Origin of the sequence: Streptomyces hokutonensis (assembly GCF_042751305.1) — a bacterium.
GTDB classification, from domain to species: Bacteria; Actinomycetota; Actinomycetes; order Streptomycetales; family Streptomycetaceae; genus Streptomyces; species Streptomyces hokutonensis_A.
Genome location: NZ_JBHYWD010000034.1, coordinates 31,807 through 55,678 on the forward strand (window position 1 = coordinate 31,807; position 23,872 = coordinate 55,678).

The 23,872-nt window shown below is 69.5% G+C and carries 22 protein-coding genes; 13 read left to right on the plus strand and 9 right to left on the minus strand.

Going from position 1 to position 23,872, the window contains the following annotated elements:
- Positions 1-583 precede the first annotated feature (583 nt).
- Genes casA through ACFXC1_RS47275 form a run of 7 tightly spaced genes read left to right on the plus strand, consistent with a single transcriptional unit; the run spans position 584 to position 7,879 of the window.
- On the plus strand, positions 584-2,176 hold the full coding sequence (casA, locus tag ACFXC1_RS47245) for a type I-E CRISPR-associated protein Cse1/CasA (protein ID WP_381255486.1): 1,593 nt from the start codon (positions 584-586) through the stop codon (positions 2,174-2,176).
- A complete protein-coding gene (locus ACFXC1_RS47250; RefSeq protein WP_381255489.1) occupies positions 2,163-2,774 on the plus strand; it encodes a type I-E CRISPR-associated protein Cse2/CasB in 612 nt (203 codons plus the stop codon). The genes casA and ACFXC1_RS47250 overlap by 14 nt, the downstream gene beginning before the upstream one ends.
- Complete coding sequence (gene cas7e, locus ACFXC1_RS47255; protein WP_381255491.1) at positions 2,774-3,973, plus strand: type I-E CRISPR-associated protein Cas7/Cse4/CasC; 1,200 nt, start codon at positions 2,774-2,776, stop codon at positions 3,971-3,973. Before ACFXC1_RS47250 ends, cas7e begins: the two co-directional genes overlap by 1 nt.
- Positions 3,970-4,761, plus strand: a complete 792-nt coding sequence (gene cas5e / locus ACFXC1_RS47260; RefSeq protein ID WP_381255494.1) for a type I-E CRISPR-associated protein Cas5/CasD — start codon at positions 3,970-3,972, stop codon at positions 4,759-4,761. The genes cas7e and cas5e overlap by 4 nt, the downstream gene beginning before the upstream one ends.
- Positions 4,758-5,429, plus strand: a complete 672-nt coding sequence (gene cas6e, locus ACFXC1_RS47265) for a type I-E CRISPR-associated protein Cas6/Cse3/CasE (RefSeq protein ID WP_381255497.1) — start codon at positions 4,758-4,760, stop codon at positions 5,427-5,429. Before cas5e ends, cas6e begins: the two co-directional genes overlap by 4 nt.
- A 46-nt stretch (positions 5,430-5,475) precedes the next feature.
- Positions 5,476-7,119, plus strand: a complete 1,644-nt coding sequence (locus ACFXC1_RS47270; RefSeq protein WP_381255500.1) for a Mu transposase C-terminal domain-containing protein — start codon at positions 5,476-5,478, stop codon at positions 7,117-7,119.
- Entirely contained in the window at positions 7,103-7,879 is a 777-nt protein-coding gene (locus tag ACFXC1_RS47275) for an AAA family ATPase (RefSeq protein ID WP_381255503.1), read from the plus strand. The genes ACFXC1_RS47270 and ACFXC1_RS47275 overlap by 17 nt, the downstream gene beginning before the upstream one ends.
- A 221-nt stretch (positions 7,880-8,100) precedes the next feature.
- Here ACFXC1_RS47275 and ACFXC1_RS47280 read toward each other — a convergent pair whose 3' ends face one another.
- From ACFXC1_RS47280 to ACFXC1_RS47290, 3 genes are read right to left on the minus strand one after another with little or no spacing between them, the layout of a single operon-like run.
- The gene (locus tag ACFXC1_RS47280) at positions 8,101-9,951 is read right to left on the minus strand and encodes a coiled-coil domain-containing protein (protein ID WP_381255506.1); all 1,851 of its coding nucleotides are present in this window, start codon (positions 9,949-9,951) and stop codon (positions 8,101-8,103) included.
- On the minus strand, positions 9,944-10,420 hold the full coding sequence (locus tag ACFXC1_RS47285; protein ID WP_381255508.1) for an ABC-three component system middle component 2: 477 nt from the start codon (positions 10,418-10,420) through the stop codon (positions 9,944-9,946). The genes ACFXC1_RS47280 and ACFXC1_RS47285 overlap by 8 nt, the downstream gene beginning before the upstream one ends.
- Positions 10,417-11,532 carry an ABC-three component system protein gene (locus ACFXC1_RS47290; RefSeq protein WP_381255511.1) on the minus strand — a complete coding sequence of 372 codons (1,116 nt, stop codon included), beginning with the start codon at positions 11,530-11,532 and terminating at the stop codon, positions 10,417-10,419. The genes ACFXC1_RS47285 and ACFXC1_RS47290 overlap by 4 nt, the downstream gene beginning before the upstream one ends.
- A gap of 245 nt (positions 11,533-11,777) precedes the next feature.
- Here ACFXC1_RS47290 and ACFXC1_RS47295 point away from each other — a divergent pair, with 245 nt between their 5' ends.
- The 3 genes from ACFXC1_RS47295 to ACFXC1_RS47305 are packed head-to-tail and all read left to right on the plus strand — an operon-like array spanning position 11,778 to position 13,520.
- Positions 11,778-12,737, plus strand: coding sequence for an ATP-grasp domain-containing protein (locus ACFXC1_RS47295; RefSeq protein ID WP_381255513.1), 960 nt, complete (start codon positions 11,778-11,780; stop codon positions 12,735-12,737).
- A gap of 1 nt (position 12,738) precedes the next feature.
- Positions 12,739-13,398, plus strand: coding sequence for a hypothetical protein (locus ACFXC1_RS47300; protein ID WP_381255516.1), 660 nt, complete (start codon positions 12,739-12,741; stop codon positions 13,396-13,398).
- Positions 13,353-13,520, plus strand: coding sequence for a hypothetical protein (locus ACFXC1_RS47305; RefSeq protein WP_381255519.1), 168 nt, complete (start codon positions 13,353-13,355; stop codon positions 13,518-13,520). The genes ACFXC1_RS47300 and ACFXC1_RS47305 overlap by 46 nt, the downstream gene beginning before the upstream one ends.
- A gap of 69 nt (positions 13,521-13,589) precedes the next feature.
- Here the strand turns inward: ACFXC1_RS47305 and ACFXC1_RS47310 are convergent, their stop codons facing one another.
- From ACFXC1_RS47310 to ACFXC1_RS47330, 5 genes are all read right to left on the minus strand, one after another.
- On the minus strand, positions 13,590-14,138 hold the full coding sequence (locus ACFXC1_RS47310; protein WP_381255521.1) for an SLOG family protein: 549 nt from the start codon (positions 14,136-14,138) through the stop codon (positions 13,590-13,592).
- Positions 14,068-15,630, minus strand: coding sequence for a UvrD-helicase domain-containing protein (locus ACFXC1_RS47315; RefSeq protein WP_381255524.1), 1,563 nt, complete (start codon positions 15,628-15,630; stop codon positions 14,068-14,070). Before ACFXC1_RS47315 ends, ACFXC1_RS47310 begins: the two co-directional genes overlap by 71 nt.
- An 84-nt stretch (positions 15,631-15,714) precedes the next feature.
- Positions 15,715-16,203 carry a hypothetical protein gene (locus ACFXC1_RS47320; RefSeq protein ID WP_381255527.1) on the minus strand — a complete coding sequence of 163 codons (489 nt, stop codon included), beginning with the start codon at positions 16,201-16,203 and terminating at the stop codon, positions 15,715-15,717.
- On the minus strand, positions 16,200-17,090 hold the full coding sequence (locus tag ACFXC1_RS47325; RefSeq protein ID WP_381255530.1) for a DUF6083 domain-containing protein: 891 nt from the start codon (positions 17,088-17,090) through the stop codon (positions 16,200-16,202). Before ACFXC1_RS47325 ends, ACFXC1_RS47320 begins: the two co-directional genes overlap by 4 nt.
- Before the next feature lie 160 nt (positions 17,091-17,250).
- The gene (locus tag ACFXC1_RS47330; RefSeq protein ID WP_355975317.1) at positions 17,251-17,514 is read right to left on the minus strand and encodes a helix-turn-helix transcriptional regulator; all 264 of its coding nucleotides are present in this window, start codon (positions 17,512-17,514) and stop codon (positions 17,251-17,253) included.
- A gap of 625 nt (positions 17,515-18,139) precedes the next feature.
- Between ACFXC1_RS47330 and ACFXC1_RS47335 the strand changes: the two genes are divergently transcribed.
- A complete protein-coding gene (locus ACFXC1_RS47335; protein ID WP_381255533.1) occupies positions 18,140-18,748 on the plus strand; it encodes a hypothetical protein in 609 nt (202 codons plus the stop codon).
- A gap of 316 nt (positions 18,749-19,064) precedes the next feature.
- Here the strand turns inward: ACFXC1_RS47335 and ACFXC1_RS47340 are convergent, their stop codons facing one another.
- Positions 19,065-19,220, minus strand: a complete 156-nt coding sequence (locus tag ACFXC1_RS47340) for a hypothetical protein (protein WP_381255536.1) — start codon at positions 19,218-19,220, stop codon at positions 19,065-19,067.
- Between the two features lie 229 nt (positions 19,221-19,449).
- Between ACFXC1_RS47340 and ACFXC1_RS47345 the strand changes: the two genes are divergently transcribed.
- Positions 19,450-20,607 carry a hypothetical protein gene (locus ACFXC1_RS47345; protein WP_381255538.1) on the plus strand — a complete coding sequence of 386 codons (1,158 nt, stop codon included), beginning with the start codon at positions 19,450-19,452 and terminating at the stop codon, positions 20,605-20,607.
- A gap of 1,053 nt (positions 20,608-21,660) precedes the next feature.
- Complete coding sequence (locus ACFXC1_RS47350; RefSeq protein ID WP_381255541.1) at positions 21,661-23,853, plus strand: hypothetical protein; 2,193 nt, start codon at positions 21,661-21,663, stop codon at positions 23,851-23,853.
- The last annotated feature ends 19 nt before the right edge of the window (positions 23,854-23,872 follow it).

Consider the following 23,872-nt stretch of genomic DNA (forward strand, 5'->3'; position numbering starts at 1 on the left):
CCTGCACCGAGACGCCACGGGCAGGGCCGTTCACCGGTGCGCGACGCGTGCGGCAGCGCCTGTCGCCGATGCCCCAGCGCTCCCGCATTGACAGGCCGTCGCCATGGCCACGGCCGCGAGGACTCCCTCAACCAGCGCACGGCCTCCCCGCCAGGCAGCACCAGCATGTCCACCCGCGCCGGGGCGCGGTGACGATACTTCAGCGATAGCTGCCCTTCGTCCCTGCGCGCAGGGCGCGGCGCACGGCGGTGTACGCGGCGCGCACCACCCCTGGACGCGCGCCCCGGCCTGCGCGCCAGCCGTTGGTCACACTAGTTCGCAGGCTCTGTACGGCAGTTCACCGCAGATGCTTACCTTGATCCATGTGACGGTGCGTATCGCCCGTTACGGAATGTGTCCCTGCTCTCGTCTCAGTGGCCCCTTCGATCTGCTCCCGCCGCCGGAACCTCGTTCTTCACGGACCCCGCCCGGGCGCACCCCCCCACGCCGTATCCCGTCCATGCCGCTCTGCCCAAGCGCCTTCTGCCCTGTCCTCGCCGTGGCCCCGTACGGGCCGGCGGCAAGCGAAGAGGGAGTGTTTGTGATGCCACCGCCGAGTTACCGGATCGACCTGAGACCGTGCATCCCGGTGCGCTGCGGCCAGCACATCGAGTACGTCGGCTTACGCGACCTGCTGGCGAACGCACACCGCATCGACGACCTGGCCCTGCCCCTGCCGCCTGCCCAGTCCGCCCTCTACCGCGTCCTCACGGCGATCTGCGCCTCCATCACCGGCCTCGACGACCCCGACCAGCCCATCAAGGACTGGCTGGAGCACCGGATGGACCTGCTCAGACGCACAGACGGCTTCGACACCGACCGGGTGCATGCCTACTTCGATGCCGACCCCGGCGCCTTCGACCTCTTCCACCCCGTACGCCCGTGGTGGCAGGACGCGGCGCTGGCCGCCCAGTGCTCCAAACGCAGCGGGATCAACTCCCTTGTCTACGGCCGCGCGGCCGGCCGCAACCTGGTCTGGTTCAACCCCCGTCACACTGACACCGATCCCCAGTCCGTGCCTGCCAGGGAAGCACTGTGGAACCTGCTCGCCTACCACTACTACGGGCCCTCCGGGCGGGCCACCGTGCGCACCGTCGACGGTGTGAGCAGCGGACAGCTGCAAGCCGGCCCGCTGCGCTCCACCGTCTCCTTCCATCCCCGCGGCCGCACCCTGTACGAGACCCTTCTGCTGCACCAGGTGCCCTACCGCGGCGAAGACCAGGCCTCCGGCAGCGACGCCTGTCCCTGGGAACAGCCCGCCGCCGATCCGCTGCAGACACCACCGGCAGTGACCTGGCCCAGGCGGCTGCTGACCGGCCGCTCCCGGCACGCCGCGCTCCTGGTTCCCGACGAGAGCGGCGAGCACGTCACCGACGCCTATCTGACCTGGGCCACCCAACACCCTCCGCTGGAGGCCACCGACCCCTACCTCGTCTACGACATCAACCCCGCGGCACCCGCGGAGCGCCGGCGCAGCCCGCGCCGCGCGGACGCCGACTACGCCAAGTTCCGGGCACTGTCCGCGCTGGCACTCGCCGGTGACGAACACCGGCCGGGCTGCCGGCCCGAGGCATTCACCACGATCAACAGCCTTCCCGAGGACACTCGCGCCAGCCTGCGGGTATGGGTGTGCGGGTTCGACCAGGAAGGCCAGGTCAACAACCGCATCTGGTACACCAGCCTGACCCCGCCGATCTGGCCGCTGGCCCAGGAGAACGACCCCGTCAAGGCCTCCCGCATCGTCGAGTGCTGCGCCGCCGCGGAGACCCTGGGCGCCGCCCTGCGCCAGGCAGCCGACCAGGCCTGGAAGGACGCTGGCCTCTCCCTGCGTGCGGCAGCCCCATCCCGAAAGGGCAGCGGGAACAAGGGCGCCAGTCTGTGGGCCGGGCAAGCCCTGGCCGACTACTGGCCGCGCGCCGAGCAGGCCTTCTGGCAGCTCGTCGACGACACACGGCCCGCTTACGGGGTGTTCGCCGCCGCGGCCATCACGGCACTGTCCGAGACCACCCGCGACGCCCTCAACCGCCTGCCCAAGGCAGGCCCGGCCCTGGCCCGCGCCGTGCAGAGCCTGCGACGCGCAGGCACAGCCCCTGACGACACGCTCCGCCCGAGTGGAGGGCCGCATGCCCAGCCGTGACGAACGCCGCTGCCACTACGACGCCTTCGTCGCCCACGTCCGCGGCCTGTGCCGCACCCCGCGCATCCGCAGCCGCCTCGAAGACGGCCGCGGCCAGCCCGTCACCGAGTGCCCGCGCATGGACGCCTACCTCGTCAAACCCTGCCAGGGCTTCGGCGCCCGCCGCGCCCACTACACGGTCGCGTCCCTGATCGCCCTGGAACGCCCCGTCCCGGACTGGACCGAAACAACCCCCGCCACCCCGCCAGCGCACCCTGGCCCCGACCCGGACGATCCCCTGGAATCCGAACCGGTTCCGCCGGACGGCTGGGCGCGGCGCCCCAACCTCGGCCGCACCCTGGCCGACGCCGCCCGCGCACACCCCCACACCGCCGCCGGCTGGCAGCGCGAAGTGGAGGTGATGGGCGTGCTCTCCACCGACCTGCTGTACCCCCGACTGCCCCACACGATCCGCCGTCTGCTCCACCTCGGCCTGGCATGCGACTTCGCCATCCTGCTCGAAGACCTCGCCCAGTGGGACTTCGACCCGCTGGAAGTCGCCGGGCGTTGGCGCCACGCCTTCTTCCTGACCGTCCCCGACCCTCTCCTGGAGCTGTGATGCACGCCCGCTACCTCGACATCCACATGCTCGAGCACAGGCCGCCGTCCTGCCTGAACCGGGGCGAGCACGACGTGCCCAAAACCATGACCGTCGGCAACGCCAAGCGCATCATGGTCCCCGCCCAGACCCAACGACGCCAATGGCGCCTCGCGATCGAGGACACGCTCGAAGAGCGCGCCGCCCGCACCCGCGACCTCCTCCTCCGTGTCACCGAGGCGCTATGCGTAGAAAACTGGCCCAAGGACCTGGCCCACTTCGCCGCGGGGCAGATCGCCCGCTCAGCCACCGCCAAGGGCCTGGACACCGACCCCAAGAACGGCCACCGCACCAAGGCCCTGCTCCTGGTCGCTGCCGACTCCATCGTCGAGGACCTCGCCGAGCTGTGCACCGATCACCGTGCCGCTCTGGAGAAGGGCCTGGCCCACCTCCAGAAGAAAGAGCCCGACGACAGCGCCGACACCAAGCCCGGCCGCGGCAAGCCGCCTGCACTGCTGCCCACCGACAAGGTGGCCGCCTGCCTGAGCCGGCCCACAGCCACCATCCACCTCTTCGGCCGCATGCTCGCCGGCCTCACCGACGCCGACGTCCCCAGCGCCGTGCAGACCGCTCCCGCCCTCACCACCCACAAGAGCGACCTGCAGCCGGACTTCGTGACCGCCGTGGACGACTGGCTCGGCGCGGGCGACCGCGGCAGCGCCTTCATGGACACCTCGTTTTTGACCAGCGGAGTGTTCTACCGGTTCACCACGGTCAACCTCACCGACCTGACCCGCAAACTCGACGGCGACCAGCACCAGGCCCTGCACCTGGCCGGCCTGTTCATGCGCGCGGCCATCATGACCGTGCTCCCCGCGAAGCAGACGTCCACCGCCCCGCACACCGTGCCCGACCTGGTCGCCTACGCCATCCGCGACGGCCGCCCCGTCACCTACGCCAGCGCCTTCGAACAGCCCGTGCAAGCCGCCCCCGGCGGCGGCTACCTCACCCCCAGCTACCACGCCCTGGACACCTGCGCCGGCATCACACACCGGCTGACCGGAACCAGCGACCTCGTCGGCCACGGCTACGCCACCGCCCAGACCGGCGACGCAGCCCACCTCGGCACCCGGCACGACAGCTTCGACGCCCTCATCGCCGCAGCCCTCACCAACGCAGGCGCACAAGCCACCGGCCAAACGCCGGCGGACGCCGCGTGAGCGCTCTGCTGCTGCGCCTCGCAGGCCCCCTGGCCGCCTTCGGTACCAGCGCCGCCTTCCACGACCGCGACACCGCCCCCCACCCCACCCGCTCCGCCCTGATCGGCATGTTCGCCAACTGCGCCGGACGCCCACCCCAGCACGCCCTCGACCCCTTCACCGACCTGCCCGGCCAGCCCTGCTACCAGGACCTGGGATTCCTCATCCGCATCGACCGGCCCGGCACCCCCCACACCGACTTCCACACCGTCGGCGGCGGCCACCCCCGCGACAAGCAGCTGCGCACCAGCGGCGGCCCCCAGCGCCCTCAGACGGAATCCACCCTCATCTCCCACCGCCACTACCTCGCCGACCCGGTTTTCACCGTCGCCGTCACCGGCCCCGTCCCCTTCCTGCAGACCATCGCCGGCCACCTCCGCCATCCCCGCAACGCCCCCTACCTAGGCCGCCGCACCTGCGTCCCCACCGAACCTCTCGTCCTGGCCACCGCCATCCCCGACCCCATGAACGAACTCACCTGCCGCATCCCGCTCAGCCTCGCTCGCCCGCCCCGCCCCCACACCACCACCGTCAACGTCGACTTCATCCACGAAGGCCCCCCACCCGACCCCACCACCGCCATCGACCACTACGAACTGTGCGACCAGCCTGTCGACTTCGCCCCTGGCCGCCGCCGCTACCACCCACGCACCGTGTGGCGCACCCGCATCCCCCTGCCTGCCGCCCTCTATGCCGGCCCCGACCCCCTCACCGCCCTCGCCGCCTACATGCACCCGGAGCAGCCATGACGCCCACCGCCACCCTCACCCGTATCCGCCTCAACCCCGCCCATCACGCCGTACGGCGCGACCTGGCCGACCGCGTCCAGCTCCACAAAACCCTCATGCGTCTGACCCCCGGCACGCCCAGCCCCCACCCCCGCCGTGACGCCGGGCTCCTCTTCCGCCTCGACACCGACCAGGACGAGCCCACCCTGCTCGTCCAGACTGCCCAGCCGCCCAACCTGGCTGGCCTGCCCGCCCACTACGGAACCCTTCTCGCAGCCCGCGACCTCACCCCCGTCCTGCACGCCCTCACCGCCGGCCAACACGTGCGCTACCGCATCACCGCCGCCCCGGTCCGCCACCTCCCCGGACTCCCGTGTGGCCGGCGACCCGACGGCCGCCTCCTGCGCCACCGCGGCACCCCCACCGCCCTGCACGGCCACGACGCCGCCCTGTGGTGGCAGCGCAGAGCCGGCCAGTCCGGCCTCGCCCTCACCGGCATCAGCCTCACCCCCCAAGCCTTCGAACGCTCCCCGCGCACCCCCCACCGGCCGGGCCTCGACCACCAGCTCATCCAGTTCGACGGGCACGCCCGCATCACCGACGCCCGCCTCCTCGCCCAGAGCATCTGCCGCGGCATCGGCCGCGCCCAGTCCTACGGCGCGGGCCTTCTCAGCCTCGCCCCTGCCTGAGACCGCACCACCGCATCGGGCACAACCATCCCTGGGAGGACTCTCCGTGACCATTGAGCAGCCGCTGCGCGACACCAGCCTGCGCCGGGCAGCCGTCAGCCGGCTTATGTTCCTCGCCCAACAGAACAGCCGCACCACCGACCACATCGCCACCGTCGCCGAGACTTTCGGAGTCTGCCCGCGCAGCGTGCGCCGATGGATGGACAACGCGGCCCGACACAACGGCCGCTACACCCCGCAACGCCGCGCCTCCTTCACCCTCACCCAGGTGATGCGCGACGCCGTCGCCCTCTTCTGCGGCAACATCGCCGCCGCCTATCGGGACTTGCGCAAAAGAGGCCACCTGGGAGACGACCCCGTCTCCTACGCCACCTTCCACCGCGCCGTCACCACCGCCTACACCCCCGGCTTCCTCGCCGGCCTACGCGGCGGCGAGAAGGAACGCCGCAAATTCGACGTCCACTTCACCCGCGACATCGGACACCGCAACCAGGCCTGGGAAGCCGACCACGTCGAAGCAAGCGTCTGGGTCAACGTCAACGGGCACCGCCGCAAACCCTGGATCACCTGGTTCATCGACTGCGCCAGCGACGCCATCTGCGGCCTGTCCGTCTCCGCACAGACCCCCAGCCGGGAGAACATCCTTCTCGCCATCCGGGCCGCTGTCCTACGAGGAGGCGACCACGGCCCCTTCGGAGGAAGCCCCGGCCTCGTCCGGGTCGACAGAGGCAAAGACTTCCTGAGCGACACCGTCGAAACTGCCTTCGGCATCCTCGGCGTCCGCGTCGTCGACCTGCCCCCCAGACACCCAGAGCTCAAGGGAACCGTCGAAGCCCTCAACCGCGCCGTCAAAACAATGCACTTCCCCGGCCTCCCCGGCTTCGTCCACGCCCCCCGAACCAGCCGCCGCACCAAAAAAGACCCCGACGAACGCCTGCTGACCTACGAGGCATTCATCCGCCACCTCCTCACGTGGGTCCACGAGTGGAACCACGAACACCGCATCCGCACCCGCGACAACCGCACCCCCTACGAGTTGTGGCACGACGACCTCACCCCCATCTACGACCCCGACCCCGAAGACCTCCTCTTCACCCTCGAAACCCACCCCACCCACCTGACGATCAACTCGGACGGCGTCCACTGGGGCAAACGCCTCTACCTCGCCCCCTACATGCAGGGCCGAGGCGGCACCAAAGTCGTGCTGCGCTACATGCCCCGCCAGGAACGCACCGTCGAACTCTTCGACGCCAAAGACGGCACCTACCTGGGCCCGGCCGTCCTGCAGAACGCAGCCAACCCCCAGGAACGCGGTGAGGTACGGCGCGCGGCCGACCGCGAAGCCGGCCGCCTGCGCACCGCCCTGGACAAGGCGAAGCGCCAGCGGGAGGAACGCTTCGAGGCCGACACCGTCGCCACCACCCCCCGCCCGGTCAGCGACATGACCCAGGAACAGGCGGCCGCATTCCTCGACGGTCACCGCCAGGACGAACTCGCCAGCGAAGCACGCCCCGACCTCATCCCGCTGCCCGACCCCACCGACACCTGGAACAACACCCAAAGCCCCGCCGAAAGCCGCCCAGGCTCCACTGACCCCCTGCTCCCGCCGCTGCCCGACCCCACCGCCTCCTGGAACCCCACCCCGCTGCCTACCCCGCCAGAGGAGCCCGCCGATGAACCACACGATTGACACCACCGCCCCAGCCAACGACCACTACCTCGGCCTGACCGGGGCACGCACCCTGCCCACCACCGCCTCGCGTCTGACCCAACGCCACCTGGCCACCGTCATCAAGGCCCGCGCCCTGTTCTGCATTCACGGCGACGTTGGACTCGGCAAGACCTTCGCCCTCAACACCAGCCTGCGCGACCTCGCCCCCGACAACACCCTCTGGCTCGAATGCCGCAAAGGAGCCCCGCTCGGCACCCTGCGCAATGCCCTCTTCCGCGCACTAGCGATGCCCAGCGACCCACCCAAAAGCGACGAGCTCGACCAACTCCTCCTGCAGGCCTTCGCCGAGCAGCACCGCGTCCTGGTCTGCGACGAAGCCCAGGGCCTGACCAAGAACTCCCTGGAGTACCTGCAGACTCTCTGGGAGAACAAGAGCACCCAGCTGACCGTCATCCTCGCCGGCGGCGACAACTGCCTCCAGCGCATCCGCAGCTGCCCCGGCCTCTTCTCCCGCATCCCGATCTACCAGCAGTACCAGCCGCTCACCACCGACGAAGTCCTGGCCCTGATGCCGACCTACCACGCCCTGTGGCAGAACGTCGCCCCCGACGACCTGATGTGGATCAACGACGCCGCCTGCCACGGCAACTTCCGCAACTGGGCCAAAGTCACCTTCCACATCCAGGACATCCTCGAACAGCACCCCGAGACCGCCTGGTTCAGCCGCGACACGGTCCGCATGGTCCTCAGCTTCCTCGACAGCAGCATCCGCAGATGACCCCGGCGGCCATCGAGCGTGGCCGAAATGCACAGCACCCGATCCGGCATACCGAAATCCCTCGGATAACAGCAGGAACATGAGAGCCGGGAATTCACTCGGGACACGGAACCTCGGACGCGCTCACGGTCTAATACCCGCTGCAGAGGGGCCGCTCCAGGCACAGCCACCAACCGGGCGGCGGGACCTGACGAGGAAACAGCCCAAGCTGCTGTACCCGACTACTGCGCCGGCAAGGACGAAGACGTCAGAGGGAAGAATCCGAAGCGCTGGCCGTGGGCCTCCCGGCTGAACATGTAGACCTGCGCCCGATCGAGGATGTCCGAGGGCGGGTCGGTATTTTCCACGACGATGGCCTGGCCGCGGAAGGCGTTGAGCAAATGCCGGTAGAAGTGCTGGGGCACGTTCTGGCGCAGATCCGCTTCTTGCTCGCCGGGTTCCCGGAAGGTGACCAGAGGGGAGTCCAGCACGATGAAGCCGGGATGACTGCGCCTTTGCTCCAGGCAGAAGTCGGCCAGGGCGGTGGTGAAGGCGCCGTGCAAGACGGCGCGCATGCCCTTGCCGTGGCCGGAACGGGACCGGTCGCCCACATACAGCTCCGCCGTGTACTGGTCGTAGGTCACCTCCTCCTCCCGCCGTACCCGCCAGGCATCCAGCGTCCGCTCGATGATGCGATCGAAGCCGGCCAGCGTGGCGGACGGGATGCCGCGGCTGGGCTGTCCGCCCGGCTGGGCCTCCTCGGAGACCAGTTGTGCCCTTACGTCTTCCAGCTCCTCGATCCGTGCGTGCAGGCCGAGTTCGTTCTCCAGCCGGGAGCGGGTGGCCATCACCTCGGCCACCTCGTCCTGCAGGGGGGTGAGTTCCTCGCGCTCGATGCGGGTGATCTCAGCGTCGGCCTGCTCGGCCAATGAGGCCTGCATGGCCTGCTCGTCGGCCACGTACTCGCGCTGGGAGTGCAGGTCGTCGATGGTGACCAGCAGATCGGCCAGGAGCGTGCGGGTCTTAGCGCTTTCTGCGGTGACGGCCTGGTGCAGGGCGGTGGTTTCCATGGCGTCGTGACCGGCCTGCTGGTGGTGGGGCTCTGCGCCGCAGAACACGCACGGGCCGCTGCGGAAGTAGCCCAGCAGACTGCCAGCCTCGCTGACCATGCCAAGGCGGGCAAGGTCGGACTCGTACTGGGCGCGCAGCAGTTCGAACCGGCCCAGCAAGTCATCCGTCTCTGCCAGGCGCTGCGCGTACTGGGCCAGCGCCACCGACAGGGTCGCGCGGCCGGAGGCTGCCTGTGCGTGGCGGCGGGTGACGTCTCGCAGTGACTCCGCGCGGGTGTCCTGGTGCTCCAGCAGCCGCCGCAGCTGATCCTGCAGCTGACTCTGGTTGGCCTCGCGAGAGGCGAGCTGGCGCTGCAGCCCGAGGACCAGCTCGTCCAGCAGGCTGATCTTGCCTTTGTGGACACGGCGCTGTGCGTGGTTGAGGCGGCTGGGCGAGGGCTGCTCGCCTGTACCGGTGAGCAGGAGTTTGAGGGTCGACTTTTGCGCGGTCTGGCCGCTGGTGCCCGAGGTGCGCAGGACGGGTGAGACCTTCGAGACCATGCGGGTCTCACTGATCAGGCACAGGTGCAGCAGGTCCCGGAAACCGGCGAGTTTGGTTGCTCCGGAGTCGTTGGTGGCCAGCAGCGAGCCGTCGAGCCCGATGCGCTCCATCAGATAACGGGAGAGGTTCTTGGTGGTACGGGGGCTGTGCTGGGCCGAGAGCACCAGATCCGGCGATCGGTAGACGAGGTCGCGGACGTCGTCCTCGAAGACGCTGACCCGTCCCGACTGAGGTGCTCGCATCAGAGTGATGACCGATGCGTCGGGCAAGGCGATGCCCAAGAGGATCTGCGAGTAGCCCTCAGCTTCGGGGATGAGGCTCAGTTTGCGGGCGCCGAGCATGTAGTCGATCGACTCGGTCACGAAGGACTTACCGGTGTCCGAGGCGCCGTAGACGATCGTCAGGCGGGGATCGAAGACAACGCGGGCCGTCTCGCGGCCCATGCCGGCGTAGGTCAGATGCAGCAGGCGCAGCTCAGTCATCATTGCCCTCCCGGCGAGGGAGACGGCTGCCGAATGTATCCATCCACTGCTGGGTGATGTTGTCCATGGGGGCGCGGCTGTCGGCCGGCGCCCCGTAATGGAAGGCCAGCGCCCACTGCGCCCGTTCCCGCAGGGCAATGACATACGGGGCCTCGAGCAGGTCGAGGAAGCCCGGGCCCTCCTCGCTTGCCCGGTACATCAGCCCACCGTCGTCCGCCTGCACGTCGGCCAGGCCCGCCCGCATCAGCACCACCAGTCCCTGCTCAAGCAGTTGGCGTTTCATGGCCAGTTCGCCCGGGCTGGCCGGCAGCGACGGGTGCACGCTGGGCGGCCCGTCCATCTCGCCGCTGTGCAGCATCGCGTAATCCAGATACACCAGTTGAGCCAGGTCCAGTGGCTGGGGAAAGGAAGCGGCGAGCAGTACCAGAGCACGCACACCCACCTCCAGCGGGCTGTTGAGCGCTCTCACGTCTCCTCCTCGACCCAGGTCAGCCGGTCGTCGTTGGCGAGCTGGTGACAGATACCCATGCGGTCAATGGGCTCCACCACGTTCACCAGGACGTTCGTTCCCAGCTGCATGTCGCGGGCCGCGTCCTGCACCGCGTTGAGCCGGTCGAATCCGGTCGCGAAGTCCCGCCAGGTCAAACTGACGACACCGTCGTGGACGTTCTTCTGCAGCGATTCGAAGGTGCCCTCCGGCACACTGTCGCGGGCGAACACCCGCAGCTGCTCGGCGCAGTAGAAGGCCTCCCGCTGGTGCCGCAGGTGAGGGCCCGCCTTGGAATGGGCGCGCACCTGCCCCATTGCACCCGGGTCACAGCCCCACTTCTCCTGGTAGACGTCCAGGAGCTTTTGGATATACCGGGTTTCTACCGGTGTGTGTTCCGGCGGGGGCGCCTGACGGGCCTCGCGGTCCGGCAGCCGTGTGCCGAATCTGCGCACGTGATACGGCGTGGTGGCGTGCTGCTCGAGAATCCGGTCGAGATTGGCCGCCTCGAAGCGGGCGAAGTCCGTCTCCCGGGCCAGCTCCAGCGCTGCGCCGAGCGGGTCTGCGCCGTATTCCGCGCTCAGCCGGTCGGTGCCCTTGACGGCCCAGTCGAGGAACGACTCTTTCAGCTCTGCGGGTTTGGCCAGCAGTTGCGTGAGGGAGGCGCCGATTCTTGGGGCCACGAAGACGTAACGCTCGGGCAGCATGCGGTACTTGCCGCCGGCCACCACCGCGATGATCTTCAGTATCTCGACATAGGCAATGGCCGGGGTGAGCGCCTTCTCGTAGTGCTTGCACTGGTAGCAGTGCCACCTGTCGTCGGTCCGGTGCGCCGTGAGGAACGCGGCGACATCGGCGCCGCCGTCGTGGGCACCGCCCAGCTGCACCACGTCCACGTATCCCTCCTCCTTCAGCGCCAGCAGCCACTCGTAGACGAACTCCTCGAACTGAGTCGGTGAGTGATGCGCAAGGATCTGCTTGGGCGTCACCGCGGGGCCTGTCGCCATCATGGGGGACAGCACTGTCACTGGGACCTGCGACGGCTTCGGGACCTCGGAGAACAGCGGCTCGCCGGAGCCGTCGGGTGAACTCATGCATCCCCCGTCGCATGATCATGATCGTTGCTCAGAGCATGTTCTTACCATCGCCCACCGCACCCCGAAAGTGTGCATCCCGCCATTCGTGACGGATGCGGCCAAGGTGCAGGCAATGGGTGGCAGTGCATCCGGCACAGCAGGCGCTCGCGCCCCCGCCGTCCGGACGAGAGCACGACGTGCCGCACGTAAGTACGATCAACGGCATGAGATTCCGCCCGGTGCCTGAGGACGCTGGAATCCCCGTGGGCGCGCCGCCTGAGGCCTGCGGGACGCTCGGCGCCTTGTTGGTCGGCGACACGGCGGACCCGCACGTGATCGCTGTCCTCGATCGGCTTCCCCGGCAGGGCACGGTCGTCGTGGACGCCGCCACACTTCCCGACGTGCTGCGCCGCCTCAGTCCCCAGCACAGCACACTGCTCGACCAACAGGGCGAACCGGTCCGCCTGTCCGCAGCCGCCCCCGCTCGCGGATGGATCCGACGCCTTGCCCCCGCGGGCTGGGACTCGGGCACCGTCCTGGGCAGCCAGGCGGCTGCCCGGCTCGCCTCGCGCATGGCACTGCTGGCCGCCTTCATGCGTGATGAACGCACCACCTGGCTGTGCCACGTGGATGCGCTCTTCGCGGCCGAGAACAAGATGGTGCAATACCGGGCGGCCCGCACCCTCGGGCTGCGCGTCCCGGAGACCCTCATCTGCTCGCACCCTGCCGACCTGGCCGCCGTACTCGGCGACCCCTTCGTCATCAAGCCGCTGGGGCCGGGCAACTTCACCGGCGATGACGGCCAGGAGCGCGTCGTGCACACGCAGACCGTGACCGCCGCCGACCTGGCGGGCGCGCACCTGCTGGGGGCGCCATTCCTCGCTCAGCAACAGCTCACGGCCCGCACCCACTTGAGGATCGTCACCGTCAACGGCCGTGCCTGGGCCGCCGAACTCGACGCCGACAGCCTCCCGCTGGACTGGCGCCAGGCCGAGGCGGCGCACCACAGCTTCAAAGCGTCCGCCCGCTGGCGGAGGGAGGAACGCGACGCCCTCCTGCTGGCCCGGCACCTCAAGACGGGCTTCACCTGCCAGGACTGGATCGTGGATGCGGCCGGCCCCGCCTTCATCGACCTCAATCCTGGCGGACAGTGGCTCTTCCTGCCGGACAGTATGACCACTCAGATCGCCGACCACCTGGCCGCATGGCTGAGAGGCGTCTGACGTGCCCGTGGTCACGGGCCGGTTCGCCGAAGCCCGCCTCTATCTCCGCTACTGCGCGACCCTGCTGCACCCCGGCCGCATCCTGCCCACGTTCGCCGACCCAGCTCCCTACACCGGCAACCTCGACCATTTCCAGGAAGAAGACCTCACCCTCCTGATAGAAGAAGGCCGCCGCCAACTCGACCGGCAGGCAGCGGACTTGGACCGGATCCGCAACCGGGCCGGCGCCCTGGCCGCCGTCTCCCTCGCCCTGACCTCAGCCGCCGTCGCCAAGTCCACGGACGTTCTCACACGCCACTGGACCCTCGTCGCTGCCTGGGCCATCTCGTGCGCCCTTGCAGTACTGGCGGTCGCCGGGGCAGCCGCGGTACTCGCGGGACGAGCGGTCTTCGGCCGCATGGACACCCGCCTGGCAGCCCAGGGCCCGCGCCCCACCCGAAAATATCTCGCTGCCGGATACATCGAGCAGGTCAGCACCGGCGAAGAGACCGTTCGAACATTCCTCACCGTCTTCCGCGACGCCGTGACCCTGACCGTCACCTCCGCCTTGATCTTCCTCATTGTGCTGGCCTGCACCCTGCACAGCACCACCCGCATCGACCGAACGGAACCGACATGCCCGACCTCTACGACCTGTTCGCAGCCCGCACGCCCGAAGTGACGTGCCCGTCCTCCAGCACACCGCCGCCGGTGCCGCCCACTCCCGGCACTGTCTACACTGCCTCCGTCGAGACGATCGACAACGACCGGGCCGGCATGCTGCTCGGCGCCCTGAACATCTGACAGCTCTATGGGTCCCGGATCTGCATGCCGACGCATGCCGCTGATGGGTTCGGAAGGGGCGCGGAACGACTACGTCGGCTCGTCACTGCCGTCGCCGAACAGACCCGGCCCAGGAGGCAGGGCGGCCTCAAACTCCCGGCGGATCCGTGCCACGCGGGGCTGGGGGAACTCGGCAAGTCGCAGCCACCGGCCCACCTGCGGATCCCGGCCAGGTACCAACCAGACCGGCGCTGCGCTCAACAGCCCCCGCACGCACATATCGGATGTCCCGCCCGCCGCCGGGTTGAGCCGCTCGTGAAACGCGATGATCAGCCGCGGATGCTCCTGGAGCAGTATGCGTGTGTTGCGCTGCGGCCCGGCCTGGCGCCACTGATTGGGTCTGGTACGCCGCTCCGCCTCCCAGTCCACCGGATAGCACCGGTGACGATCAGCCCCCAGACCGTGTGCGCGGCACCAGAGGTGTGCAGCCCAGTCCGCACCCGCGGCGGCGCCCTCGATCACCACCAGCCGGTCGATATGACGTGCTGCCAGACGATCCAGCACGGCCTCAACCGTCGACGGCCACAGCCAGCGCCGACTGCCGCACACCAGCACCCGCGGCTCGGTCAGTTCGAACATTGTCCAACACCTTCGGCCAGAGGTTCACCGCTTCTCGCGCGGTGGGGTGGGTGTTGATCCATGAGAGGCCGCCGAGGTCGAGGTGTTGTCGGGCGCGGGTGACGGCGACGTAGGCGAGGCGGGCGTCGGTGTCGTTGACGGGTTCCGGGACGGGGCGTCCCTGGTCGTCGTGCTGGTCGGTGTCTTTGGGCGGTGGGAAGTCGTTGCCGATTTGGACGGTGGGCCATTCGCGGCCTTTTGCGGTGTGGGCGGTGGAGACGGTCACCTCAGCGTGGGCTTCGTCGGTGAGTTGGTCGACGGCGGTGAGGATGGCGTCGGGGCCGTGGGTGTCGACGAGGTCGACGAAGGGCTGCAGGTCGCGTCCGGCGGGATCGTGTGCGGCGTAGTCCTGGACTTCGCCCCAGGAGGGGAAGAGGACGAGTTCGGGGTGGGTGGTGCGGCGGCCGTCTTTGAGGTCGCGGGCGGCGAGGGCCAGCGCGGCGAGCTGCTGTCCTCCTCGGGTGAGGGCGACGCGGTGGCCGGCGGTGAGCAGGCGCATGACTTCGGCCATGGCGCCGATGTTGGTGCGGCACAGCACCGCGTCCGGCCGGTCGAGGCTGCCGACTTCGGTCGCGATGGTGTCGGTGCCGGTCAGACGGATGGGGGCGTCGGCGAGCATGAGCCAGCGGTTGGCCTCTTCGGCGATTAGGGGGCCGAAGCGGAAGGAGCGGGTCAGGGTGAGGGGAGTGGCGTCGAAGCCGGTCATCACATCCTGGGCGCCGCGCCAGCCGTAGATGGCCTGGGCGGAGTCGCCGACCATGACGAGCTGGGCGTGGCCGCGCTGGGCGGCGAAGACCTCTTCGAGGACCGGGTTGGTGTCCTGGGCCTCGTCGAGGAAGAGGAAGTCGGCTTCGATCGTGGGCTCGGTGAGGGCCCACATTTTCAGGTAGTGGTCGTGTTCGAAGCGGACCACGCCCCGCTCGGGGTGGTGCAGGTCGGCCCAGGCTTTGAGGGCGAACGGCAGGACATGGTGGGCGAGTTGGGCGTGCCCGGCGGGTGTGTCGAGGCCGCGCAGGCGCGGCACGTGGTGGCGGGCCAGGGTGCGGTCGGCGGAATAGCAGTAGTGGGTCACGGTGCGCAGCACGGAGTGGGAGAGCGCCCGGGGGCTGATCTCGTGATCGCCGATGCGGACCGGCCGGGTGATGCCGAGTGCCTGGCCGGTCTTCCAGGCGGGCTGGCGGGGGCTGTTGAGCCGGTTCGTGAAGCGGTGGCCGAGGGCGGCGTAGGCCGTGGCATGGGCGGTCTTGCACCGCACCGTGCGCGGGAAGCGGGTGGCGGCATCCCGGGCGATGTCCTTGTTGAAGGCGAGGTAGCGGCCGCGGCGGCGGGTGCTGTCGGCGAGCAGGCCGAGCGTGCTGGTCTTCCCCGTCCCGGCGCCGGCCTGCAGGACGAGATGGTGACCGGCCCGGAAGGCATCGACGGCATGGGCCTGTTCGTCGGTGGGCGTGTGCAACAAGGGCTCCGATGAAAAAGGGGATCGAGGAACGCAAGGCGGGGTCGGCAACCGCTGTGCCGGGGTGTTGCGGGGGAGGAGGCGCTACGGCGCTGCGCGGGTGGGATGGTGCTGACGGCCGTGCAGGAGGCCAGCGACGCAGGCCAGTACTTCGTCGGGTGTGTGGTGGGCGAGCAGGCTCTCCAGCCGGTCCTCCAGCAGCCGGGCGCGTTCCTGCTCGGCCCGGGTGAGGGCCGCGGTCACACGCCGGCGGAGCAGGTCCTGGGGCCGCTGTCCCATGACAGCCGCGTCCCGCCGCAGCGCCCTGTCGGCGGCGTGGCCGAGGGCGACGTTGAGCAGGATCTGACCGTGCCGGTCGGGGTAGTGCGTGCTCAGGACGTCGATGGGCAGCAGCGCGTCCAGCCGGCGCCGCAGTGCATGCAGGGCGCGGCCGGGGCTGCGCGCGCCATGGACCGCCATCAGTCGGGTACGGTCCGCGTTCGCGGCCAGGGGCACGCCCCGACGCGCATGCCGCAGTTCGCCGGGGGTGGCGGGTCTGGTCAGGGTGATCTCGACGGCGTGGTGCGGCGTCACGGCCGGGCCCCCTGCCGAGCGCGGCCCGCAGACCCGGGACGCCGGGCGGGGGCGGGCAGGCGGGCGTGGATGTGCTCGTGGTGGCGCAGCGGGTCGAAGGGCTCCCACTCGGCAACCGCCAGGTCGGCGGCCGTGGGCGAGGCTGCGTGCTGCGGGCAGCGCTGGGCGCGCCAGCGCAGCTGCTCGGCGTAGGGAACGCGGCCGAGGTCGTAGACCGCCATGACGTCAGCGGGCAGGGCCAGTTGACCGCTCGTCGCGGTGGCGGGCATCAGTGTCCAGGTGCCGCCGGGGGCATCGGGGGCCAGCAGCGGGCTGGTGCAGCGGTGGCGGCGCCGGGTCTGGGCGACACACTGGATCTCATCCACCGGCCGGGCAGCGAGGTAGCGGACGTACAGCAGCTGCACGATGGGCCGGGCCGGACGGCAGACGGACGGCCGGGGCGCCGGGCTCTCCGGAGAGGCCGGCGGGGGAGAGGCGAAGACGCCTGCGTCGATCAGGCGGCGGGAACGCACGGCCAGCGACCGGCGCAGCCCGGCCAGCTCGAAGGGAGGCGGGGGAGTGTCCCGGGCGGGACAGACGACGGCGTGCGGCAGACGGCACCAACTGCTGCCGTCCCCGGCCGGGTGGGCGACACCGGAGCTGACGTGCCAGCGGCAGGCGACGGGCACCCTGGCGGCCGGCAGTTCGTGCGGATGGAGGCGCACCGGCTCGCGGTTGCTGCGGTGGTACCACTCGACCTGGTTGCCGCACTCGCGGCACCGGTCGCTCTGGCCGCAGCGCAGCAGCCGGCTGACGCCGTCGGAGGTGACCTGCAGGGAACGGCGCGCGCGGTGGGCGACGACCGGGCTGCCGTCCCAGTGGCGGGAGGCGGGAGGTGTGGAGCGCATGCGCGTGAACCTGCCAGCCAACACGCCGCATCCGGGGCGGCGCTGCCGCCGGATCCCCCGCTTGGCCGCATGCGGTGGAACGGGGGCGCGAATGGACGGCCGCGTGTTCGAGGCGGTCTCGCCGGTTCGGGTGATCCGCGGCGGCTGCTCGGGCGGGGTGTCAGTCTCCGCCGGACCCCGGTAGGTCGTGTCTGCGGCACAGGGTGCTGAAGAGCTCGTCGAGCGGGGTGTCCAGGGCGTGGGCGAGGGCGTGCCAGGTCTTCAGGGTGCCGATGGTGCGGCCCTGCTCGATCTCGATGACGGTGCGTCTGGCCAGGCCGCTGCGGGCGGCGAGCTCGTCGTAGGTCCACCGGCGCACGGCCCGCAGACGCGCGAGTTCCAACCGCAGCGCGTCGAGGTCCGGATCGGGCGGCAAGATCGTCACCCGTCCATCCGACGGTGCAGACCCCTGCCCTGTCAGTGCAGACCTCTGCCCTATTTTCCCAGGTGGCAGCAGTCATCGGAGGGCAGAGGTCTGCACTACGGTGAGCCGTCGCCCCCACAACCAAGGCGAGACCAGCACGGAACAACCGGAGGAACACGCGCCCATGAGGCAGCGCACAGCATGCCCGGCGACACCACGCGCCTGGACCGTAGAACTACGCCCGCACCCCAGCGGACTCGTCCTCACATGCCAGCACTGCCCCCACGGCACCACAACCATCACCGCAACCTCCGCCCGCTCAGCCGCCCTCGCCCACCTCGCACGACACGCGCGCGGCGACCTCCGCCCCCCACACCTGCGGATCTGCCAATGCCACGAACGCGGCTGCCGCTGGCACCCCCGCCACCGCGGCTGCACCGGCCCCATCCACCTCCTCCTCGCATGCGAACACGGCGGACGGCTATGGCGACTCACCGACGCCTGCAGCGCCTGCGCTGCAGCGACAGCGCAGGCCGCCGTCGTACCCGACACCGCCCTCGCCCGCGCACCTCAGCAGTCGGCAGCAGCTCGGCGACGCGGCAGACGCTGCCCCAAGGGCCCGGATGAACGGGTCCGGGTACGCGAAATGCTCAGCTACCTCGCCACCGCACTCCCGCAGGGCACCTCGCCCTCCGCGCACCTGCTGGCGGTGCAGTGCGCCCTCCGCATGAACACCAGAATGCAAGTCCACCTGCCCAAAGGTGTCTTGCGCAGCCTCCGCCTTAACACCACCTCGGATCCGTGGCACGAGTTGGAGCACGCGCGATGGCTGCGTCCAGCCCCCGGGAACGCAGCCAACGAGACCACCGCCGAACTACTCGACGTCACCCTGCTCAGCCAAGCTCCAGCCGGCCCCGACCGACGACGTGCCGCGGACTGGGCACTGCGCGCCGGCTCCTCCTCTGCAACAGGGGCAGCCGAGCCGTTGCCCCGACTGGCAGGCGTCTATCTAGCCGCACACACGGACCTCGAATCCGGCAGTGGTCTGGGCGAACTCGACCGGATGGCGCGCGCCTGCGGTGCCCAGCCCGCAGAACTGACCAGCACACTTGACCAGTTGGCGGCAACAGGACTGCTGGGGACATGGCAGGTCTGCCCGGACTCGGGAGATCTGCAGTGGATCTTCGCACGCGGCACGGGAATCCCCGCCGGTGATCCCCAGTGGGAAGCGGTCCGAGGAATCGTGCGGGGATAGGCAGGTGCCTCTGCACAAGCGATGCCGGCTACGACGGACCAGGCTCCGCGACATGCAGCCGTCACGCGTCCCCGCCCATGGCTTCGTCACGAGAATGAGGCTCTGGCATCGATCTTGGGGATCGGTTACGGAGGGCGATCGCGGAGCTTCTAGTGAACGACGACTGCTGCGACGGACCAGCTCCGGGGAGTGCGGCCGTCACGCGTACCTGTCAGCGTCCCGACGCGGGTGACCGGTTCTGGATCTGTGACAGGCCTGGTGGAACTCCTTTCGCCTGCCATGGAACCGGTTGATGATGCCGCTCGGCCGGGGAATGTCAGCGGCCGAACCACATGGCCCCGCCAGCGGAGCCCGCGATTCCGGTGAGGAACGTCAGCAGCGGATACGGCAGGCGTTGGATCGTCAGACGCAAGCCGCCCAGGCGCAGGTCGACAGCAGGCGGGTTGGGGAGGGGGCGGGACGTAGACGGCATGGTGTCGGTCCGTTCGTTGGTCGGGCAGTGGCGGTAATGCCACCATGAAGGAACGGAAGGGGGAGCGGGACGTTTTCCGTGCCGGAAAAAGCCTCCGAGAGCGGCTTTCCGGCAGTTGGCAACAGCGTGGATGCAGCCGGGTTCACGAAACCCGCCCATGGCGGGACAATTACTCCTCTGCTGCGCTTCCCCCGGAGGTGCAGCCCAGAGGATCGGGGGAGGGCTGGGGGTGGCGGAAGAGAAGGCTGTGTCGCCGCGGCGGGCGAAAGTCGGCCCACAGGCCCGGGCCTATGGGGCGGCACTGGCTGCGTGCCTTCAGCAGACGGGTGCCACGCAGCGGGACCTCGCCGCATTCACCTACCTCTCCGATGCTGCGGTCAGCAACTACCTGAGCGGTGTGCGCATCGCTCCGAAGGGCTTCGTCGGCAGGATCGAGGACTTCGTCATAGTGCATACCGGGTCATGCGCCCCGAAAGACATCGAGCATCTGCATGATTTGAGGCGCGCTGCTCAGACGGCCAGTAAGTCGGCGGAGGTGCGGCTGGCGGTGGCGAAGGAGGAGGTCGAGCGGCTGACGAAGGAGCTGAATGACGTTCAGCAAAAGTACAACGCCAGCCCGCGCCGCTCCGTCCATGACCTGGAGCAGAGGCTGAAGGAGAGCGCACGCGAGGTAGCCGACCTGAAGCGGAAGTTGGAGAACGTCAAGCGCGACCTGGAAGCTGAGCGTCGCCGTGCAGCACAAGCCGAGCAGGAGAGCGCCGGCGTGGGCAAGGCCCTCGTGACAGCCAGGCCGTCACGAGGTAACGCTGTGCCCCGTCCCCGGCAAGCCATCGCGCACGATCAGCAGCAGACTGACGAACTGCTCGGACAAATTGACGTGTTGCGAAACCTCGTGCACCAGCTGGGACCCGGTCTTGACAGCAGTACCCGCGCAGAATCCGCCGCCGAAGGCGCGGATTCCGTGGCAGGCGCGAACCGTGTCAAATACGGCCTGTTCCGCCGCCCGATATCGGCATCCGGCGCTCTGCGTTGGAAGCAGCAGAGGCCCCTGCAGGTATACAGCTGGAGCGCTGCCATGCTCAGTTCCACCGTGCTCTGCCTCAATCTGGCCGCGTTTGTTGCCACTTGCCGCGCCGACACAGGCTTGACCCTCGGCCAGCTCAACGCCTACGCCGTCCTCGTTTTCCCTCTTGCTCTGGGTCTCTGTCTGATGTTGGTCTGGCCCGGCATATGTTGGGCCCGCCGCAGGCGCATGCAGACAGACGTGTACCGCGTGCTGGCCGTCTGCGCAGCAGCCGCTGTATTCATCGCAATCGCCGGCTCACTCGTGCTATCCCCGGTGTCCTGGGCGGGACGGGCCTGGGCTCGTTCTCTCGGCCTGCTCTAGCGCTGGGCAGGCCGAGGATGTCCTCTTTTACGCCTGGCCTGGTAGTAGAGACCGGCGACTCACTGCGCCGGACCTGCGAGCAGCCCGCTTCCAGCGCGGCGTACCAAACCCCCGAACTTGCCCCCGGATTACCGTGTCGGCGCTGGGGGCCGCAAGGTCGACAAGCGGCGTCTCGTCCGGGCCGTCAAAGCAGTCGGGGATGTCGGCGGTGTCCGCGTAGTAGGCGATGACGAACGGTTGGTCAATGAGCGGGACTGTGTCGAGGGGAGGGTTGTGCCGGTCGATCAGGTGTTCGACGTTAGCGGCCGGTGGAGAGTGTGGCTCGTCCATGGACTGCATACTGCAGTACTACTGACGGGTCGACAGAAGCCACCTCAACGAGGGCCTTGCCTTCCCGCGCTGCGCTCCCGGCGAGCGCGCACTGCCGTCAGCTTCTCGCCCTGATGGGCAACGCCGTACGATCCCGACACCACTGGGAGGCGCATCTCCCGCCTGCCCCTCTTCGACTCGGAACGGTTACGTGAAACTGGGTCCTCTTGATCCCCAGGTGCTCAATCGAGACGGGGCCGCCTGGGCGGCGGGTTCGGAATGCGCGGCGTGTCTGGTGCAGTGGGTGCAGCGCCGGTAGCGGGTCTGCTGCAGGTTCGGGAGATCACCCGCGACGTCACCGCGAGGCTCATGCTCGGCGCACACCCGGCACCCGCCAGCGGCCTGACGACCCATCAACCCTCACGGCCAGGGCTTGACGAGCATAGGGGCATCTGCGAAGTGAGTTCGGTCTGATGTCGGCGCGCAGGTGTGTTCGATGTGAGTCACTGCCGACCATCGCAAAGTGACGAAAGTGCTTCCGGAATGTTCCGGGTCGGCATACTCTGCGGGAATTACCGCACGTCAGACCGCAGCGGCCTGAAGCGCGGCGGAGGTGTCATGGGTGGGGACCCGTATGTATCAGCAACGGTTGACCAACGTGGGGGGCCGGAGGCGTCATTGACGCCTGGCGGTAGGGCGCAGGTGCCTGATCCGTACGGTGGCCGGGCCCTGTTGACCTTCGCGATGACGAAAGGCTATGACGCCGTACCCGACGAAGAACGAGATCGGTTGCGGCGCTATCTCGAAGCGGTTGTCGCGGCCCGCCCGGCACCCGTGCACACCACCGTCGCCTTCAACGCCGTGTACTTCGGGTACGACCTCGGCGGCGACGGCTACGGCGGCAGCCCGCTCTGCCTCGACGACTTCCCTGTGATCACCTTCGGTGAGTGCGCCCCCGTGCTCCCGGTCGGTGCCATGGTGTGTGTCGCCACCGGGTCGGACCCGTTATACGCCGAGATCGTCTATCGGGAGGGCGCCCACCCAGAGGCGGGCGCCCTCGGTGACATACCGGCCTGGGTGTCGGGGGCGCCTGCAGGCGCCGAGGGCCCGGGGAGGCCGGGAGACGGCGCCGCGCCAAGGCGAAGGGAGCTCCTGGTCCCGGATCTCCATGCCTTCGGTCCGGCTCTGAGCCTGTCATCGGCTCAGCTCCACCGCTTACGTACGCGCCGGCGCTGGATCAACGAGGACGGACATGTCGTCGTCGACGTCCGTTACCCGTCCCAGGAGGCGGCCCGGCGCGACGACCTGACGGCCTATGCGGACCATCTCCTGACGACGGCACGGGAGCAGCTGCTCAGCCCCTTCGTCCCCGTGTCCCTCGCCGCATTGGTGGGTGGTACGCACGACGACGACCTGCGGGCGGGGCTGCTCGGTCTCCTCGACACGGTGCAGGGTGTGCTTAACTCCAGCGCCGCCTTGCGCCTATGGGGTGACTACACCATGACCCGGGCCTCCCTCGCGGACTGCTGGCGGGGCACCGGACCGCTGGGCGGCGATGACCTCAGGTCGCTTGCCGCGGCGGTCGAACGCGCGGCCACCCCGGGTAAGCGGCGCTACGGCCTGACCACGCCGGTCACGGTGTACACAGCGGTCGGACCGCGGCTTCGCGGGTTTCCGGGGGCGACGGAATTGCTCAGGGGAGTGGGGTACGCCGCAGCGGTGTGCCGGGCGAACGTGGCGCTCGCTGACGTCGTCCAAGGGGACAGTGACCAGGGCCTGTTCGAGAACGGCTCCCGGATCACGCTCGACGACGCCTTCGAGGGTGGAGGCGTGTGGCGGTCCCATCATCCCGGTGATGCAGAAGCTCCCGGAGATCCCCTGGCCCCGGCCGGACGCGGTTGGACGTCCACGTTGCCTGCGCCATCTGAGCCGGAGCCGGCAACAGAGTTGGACCCGGTCGATCTGCCCCTGGCCGACGACGCTTCTCTCGGTGCCGGCGAACTCTTGCGGAGCGACGGGCAGGAGATCGTTTGGCGGGCACCCCTGCGGCTGGCCCAGCTCATCGACGGTTGGTTCCCCTTGCATCCGTACGTCGTCGAGGAACTCTGCCGGTCTCACGGTGCGCGCCCCACGCTTCGCCTCGAACTCGACCATGTCGGCGAGGTGTTGGACGAGGAGGCGGTGCAGGACGTTACCGTCGAACTCGGTAACGACTCGGGTCGTTTGACCGGGATCGCCTGGCCCCGCGACTTCTTCCCCGGCCTGATGCTTGAGCTGCGCCGGCTCCGAGGCGGCTCGGTGATCCGCCTGGCCACGACGCGGCTCGAGGAACGGGTGCAGGTCGGCGACCGTGAGACTGGGCACTGTTATGACCCTCGTGTGCTCACCAGGGAGGACACCCCGGGAAGTGACCGCTACGGTGACAGCGCGGTCGGGCTTGGCCCCCGGCAGCTGGTGATGCGCACCGTGCGCCGTTGCGGTCTGCTCACCCTCGACGGCCATGCCCTGATGGACCGTTCGGTCTTGCCGAGGGCGGTCTACGGGCGCCGGCCGGCCCGGTCACAGGCCGCCGCCCTGGAATCGGCCGTCGCGGAGCTGGTCGCGGAACGGCTCCTGGAACCCGCCCTCGGCAGCCGAGACGCCTGGGGCCAGCCGCATTTCCCGCCGCGCGACAGACAGCGGACCATTCCTCTCGTCGGCTACCGCCCCGCCCGGCCGCGGGTGATACGGCCCTGGGGCGGCACCGAACCGGGTGGTGAGGGGCTGCAGGGCGTCCAGTTCGTCCCCGGCCATCTGCGCCGCTTGCGACCGGGTTGCTCGCCCAGTGAGGTTCAGCGCGCGGCCTTTCGGGAGCACTGCCGCAGGCTCGGCAAGGCGGACGGCTGGGAGCTGCCCTACGGATACACGTTCGTCACCGAGCACACGCGCGGCCGCTGATCGGCCACGGCTTTTGCGT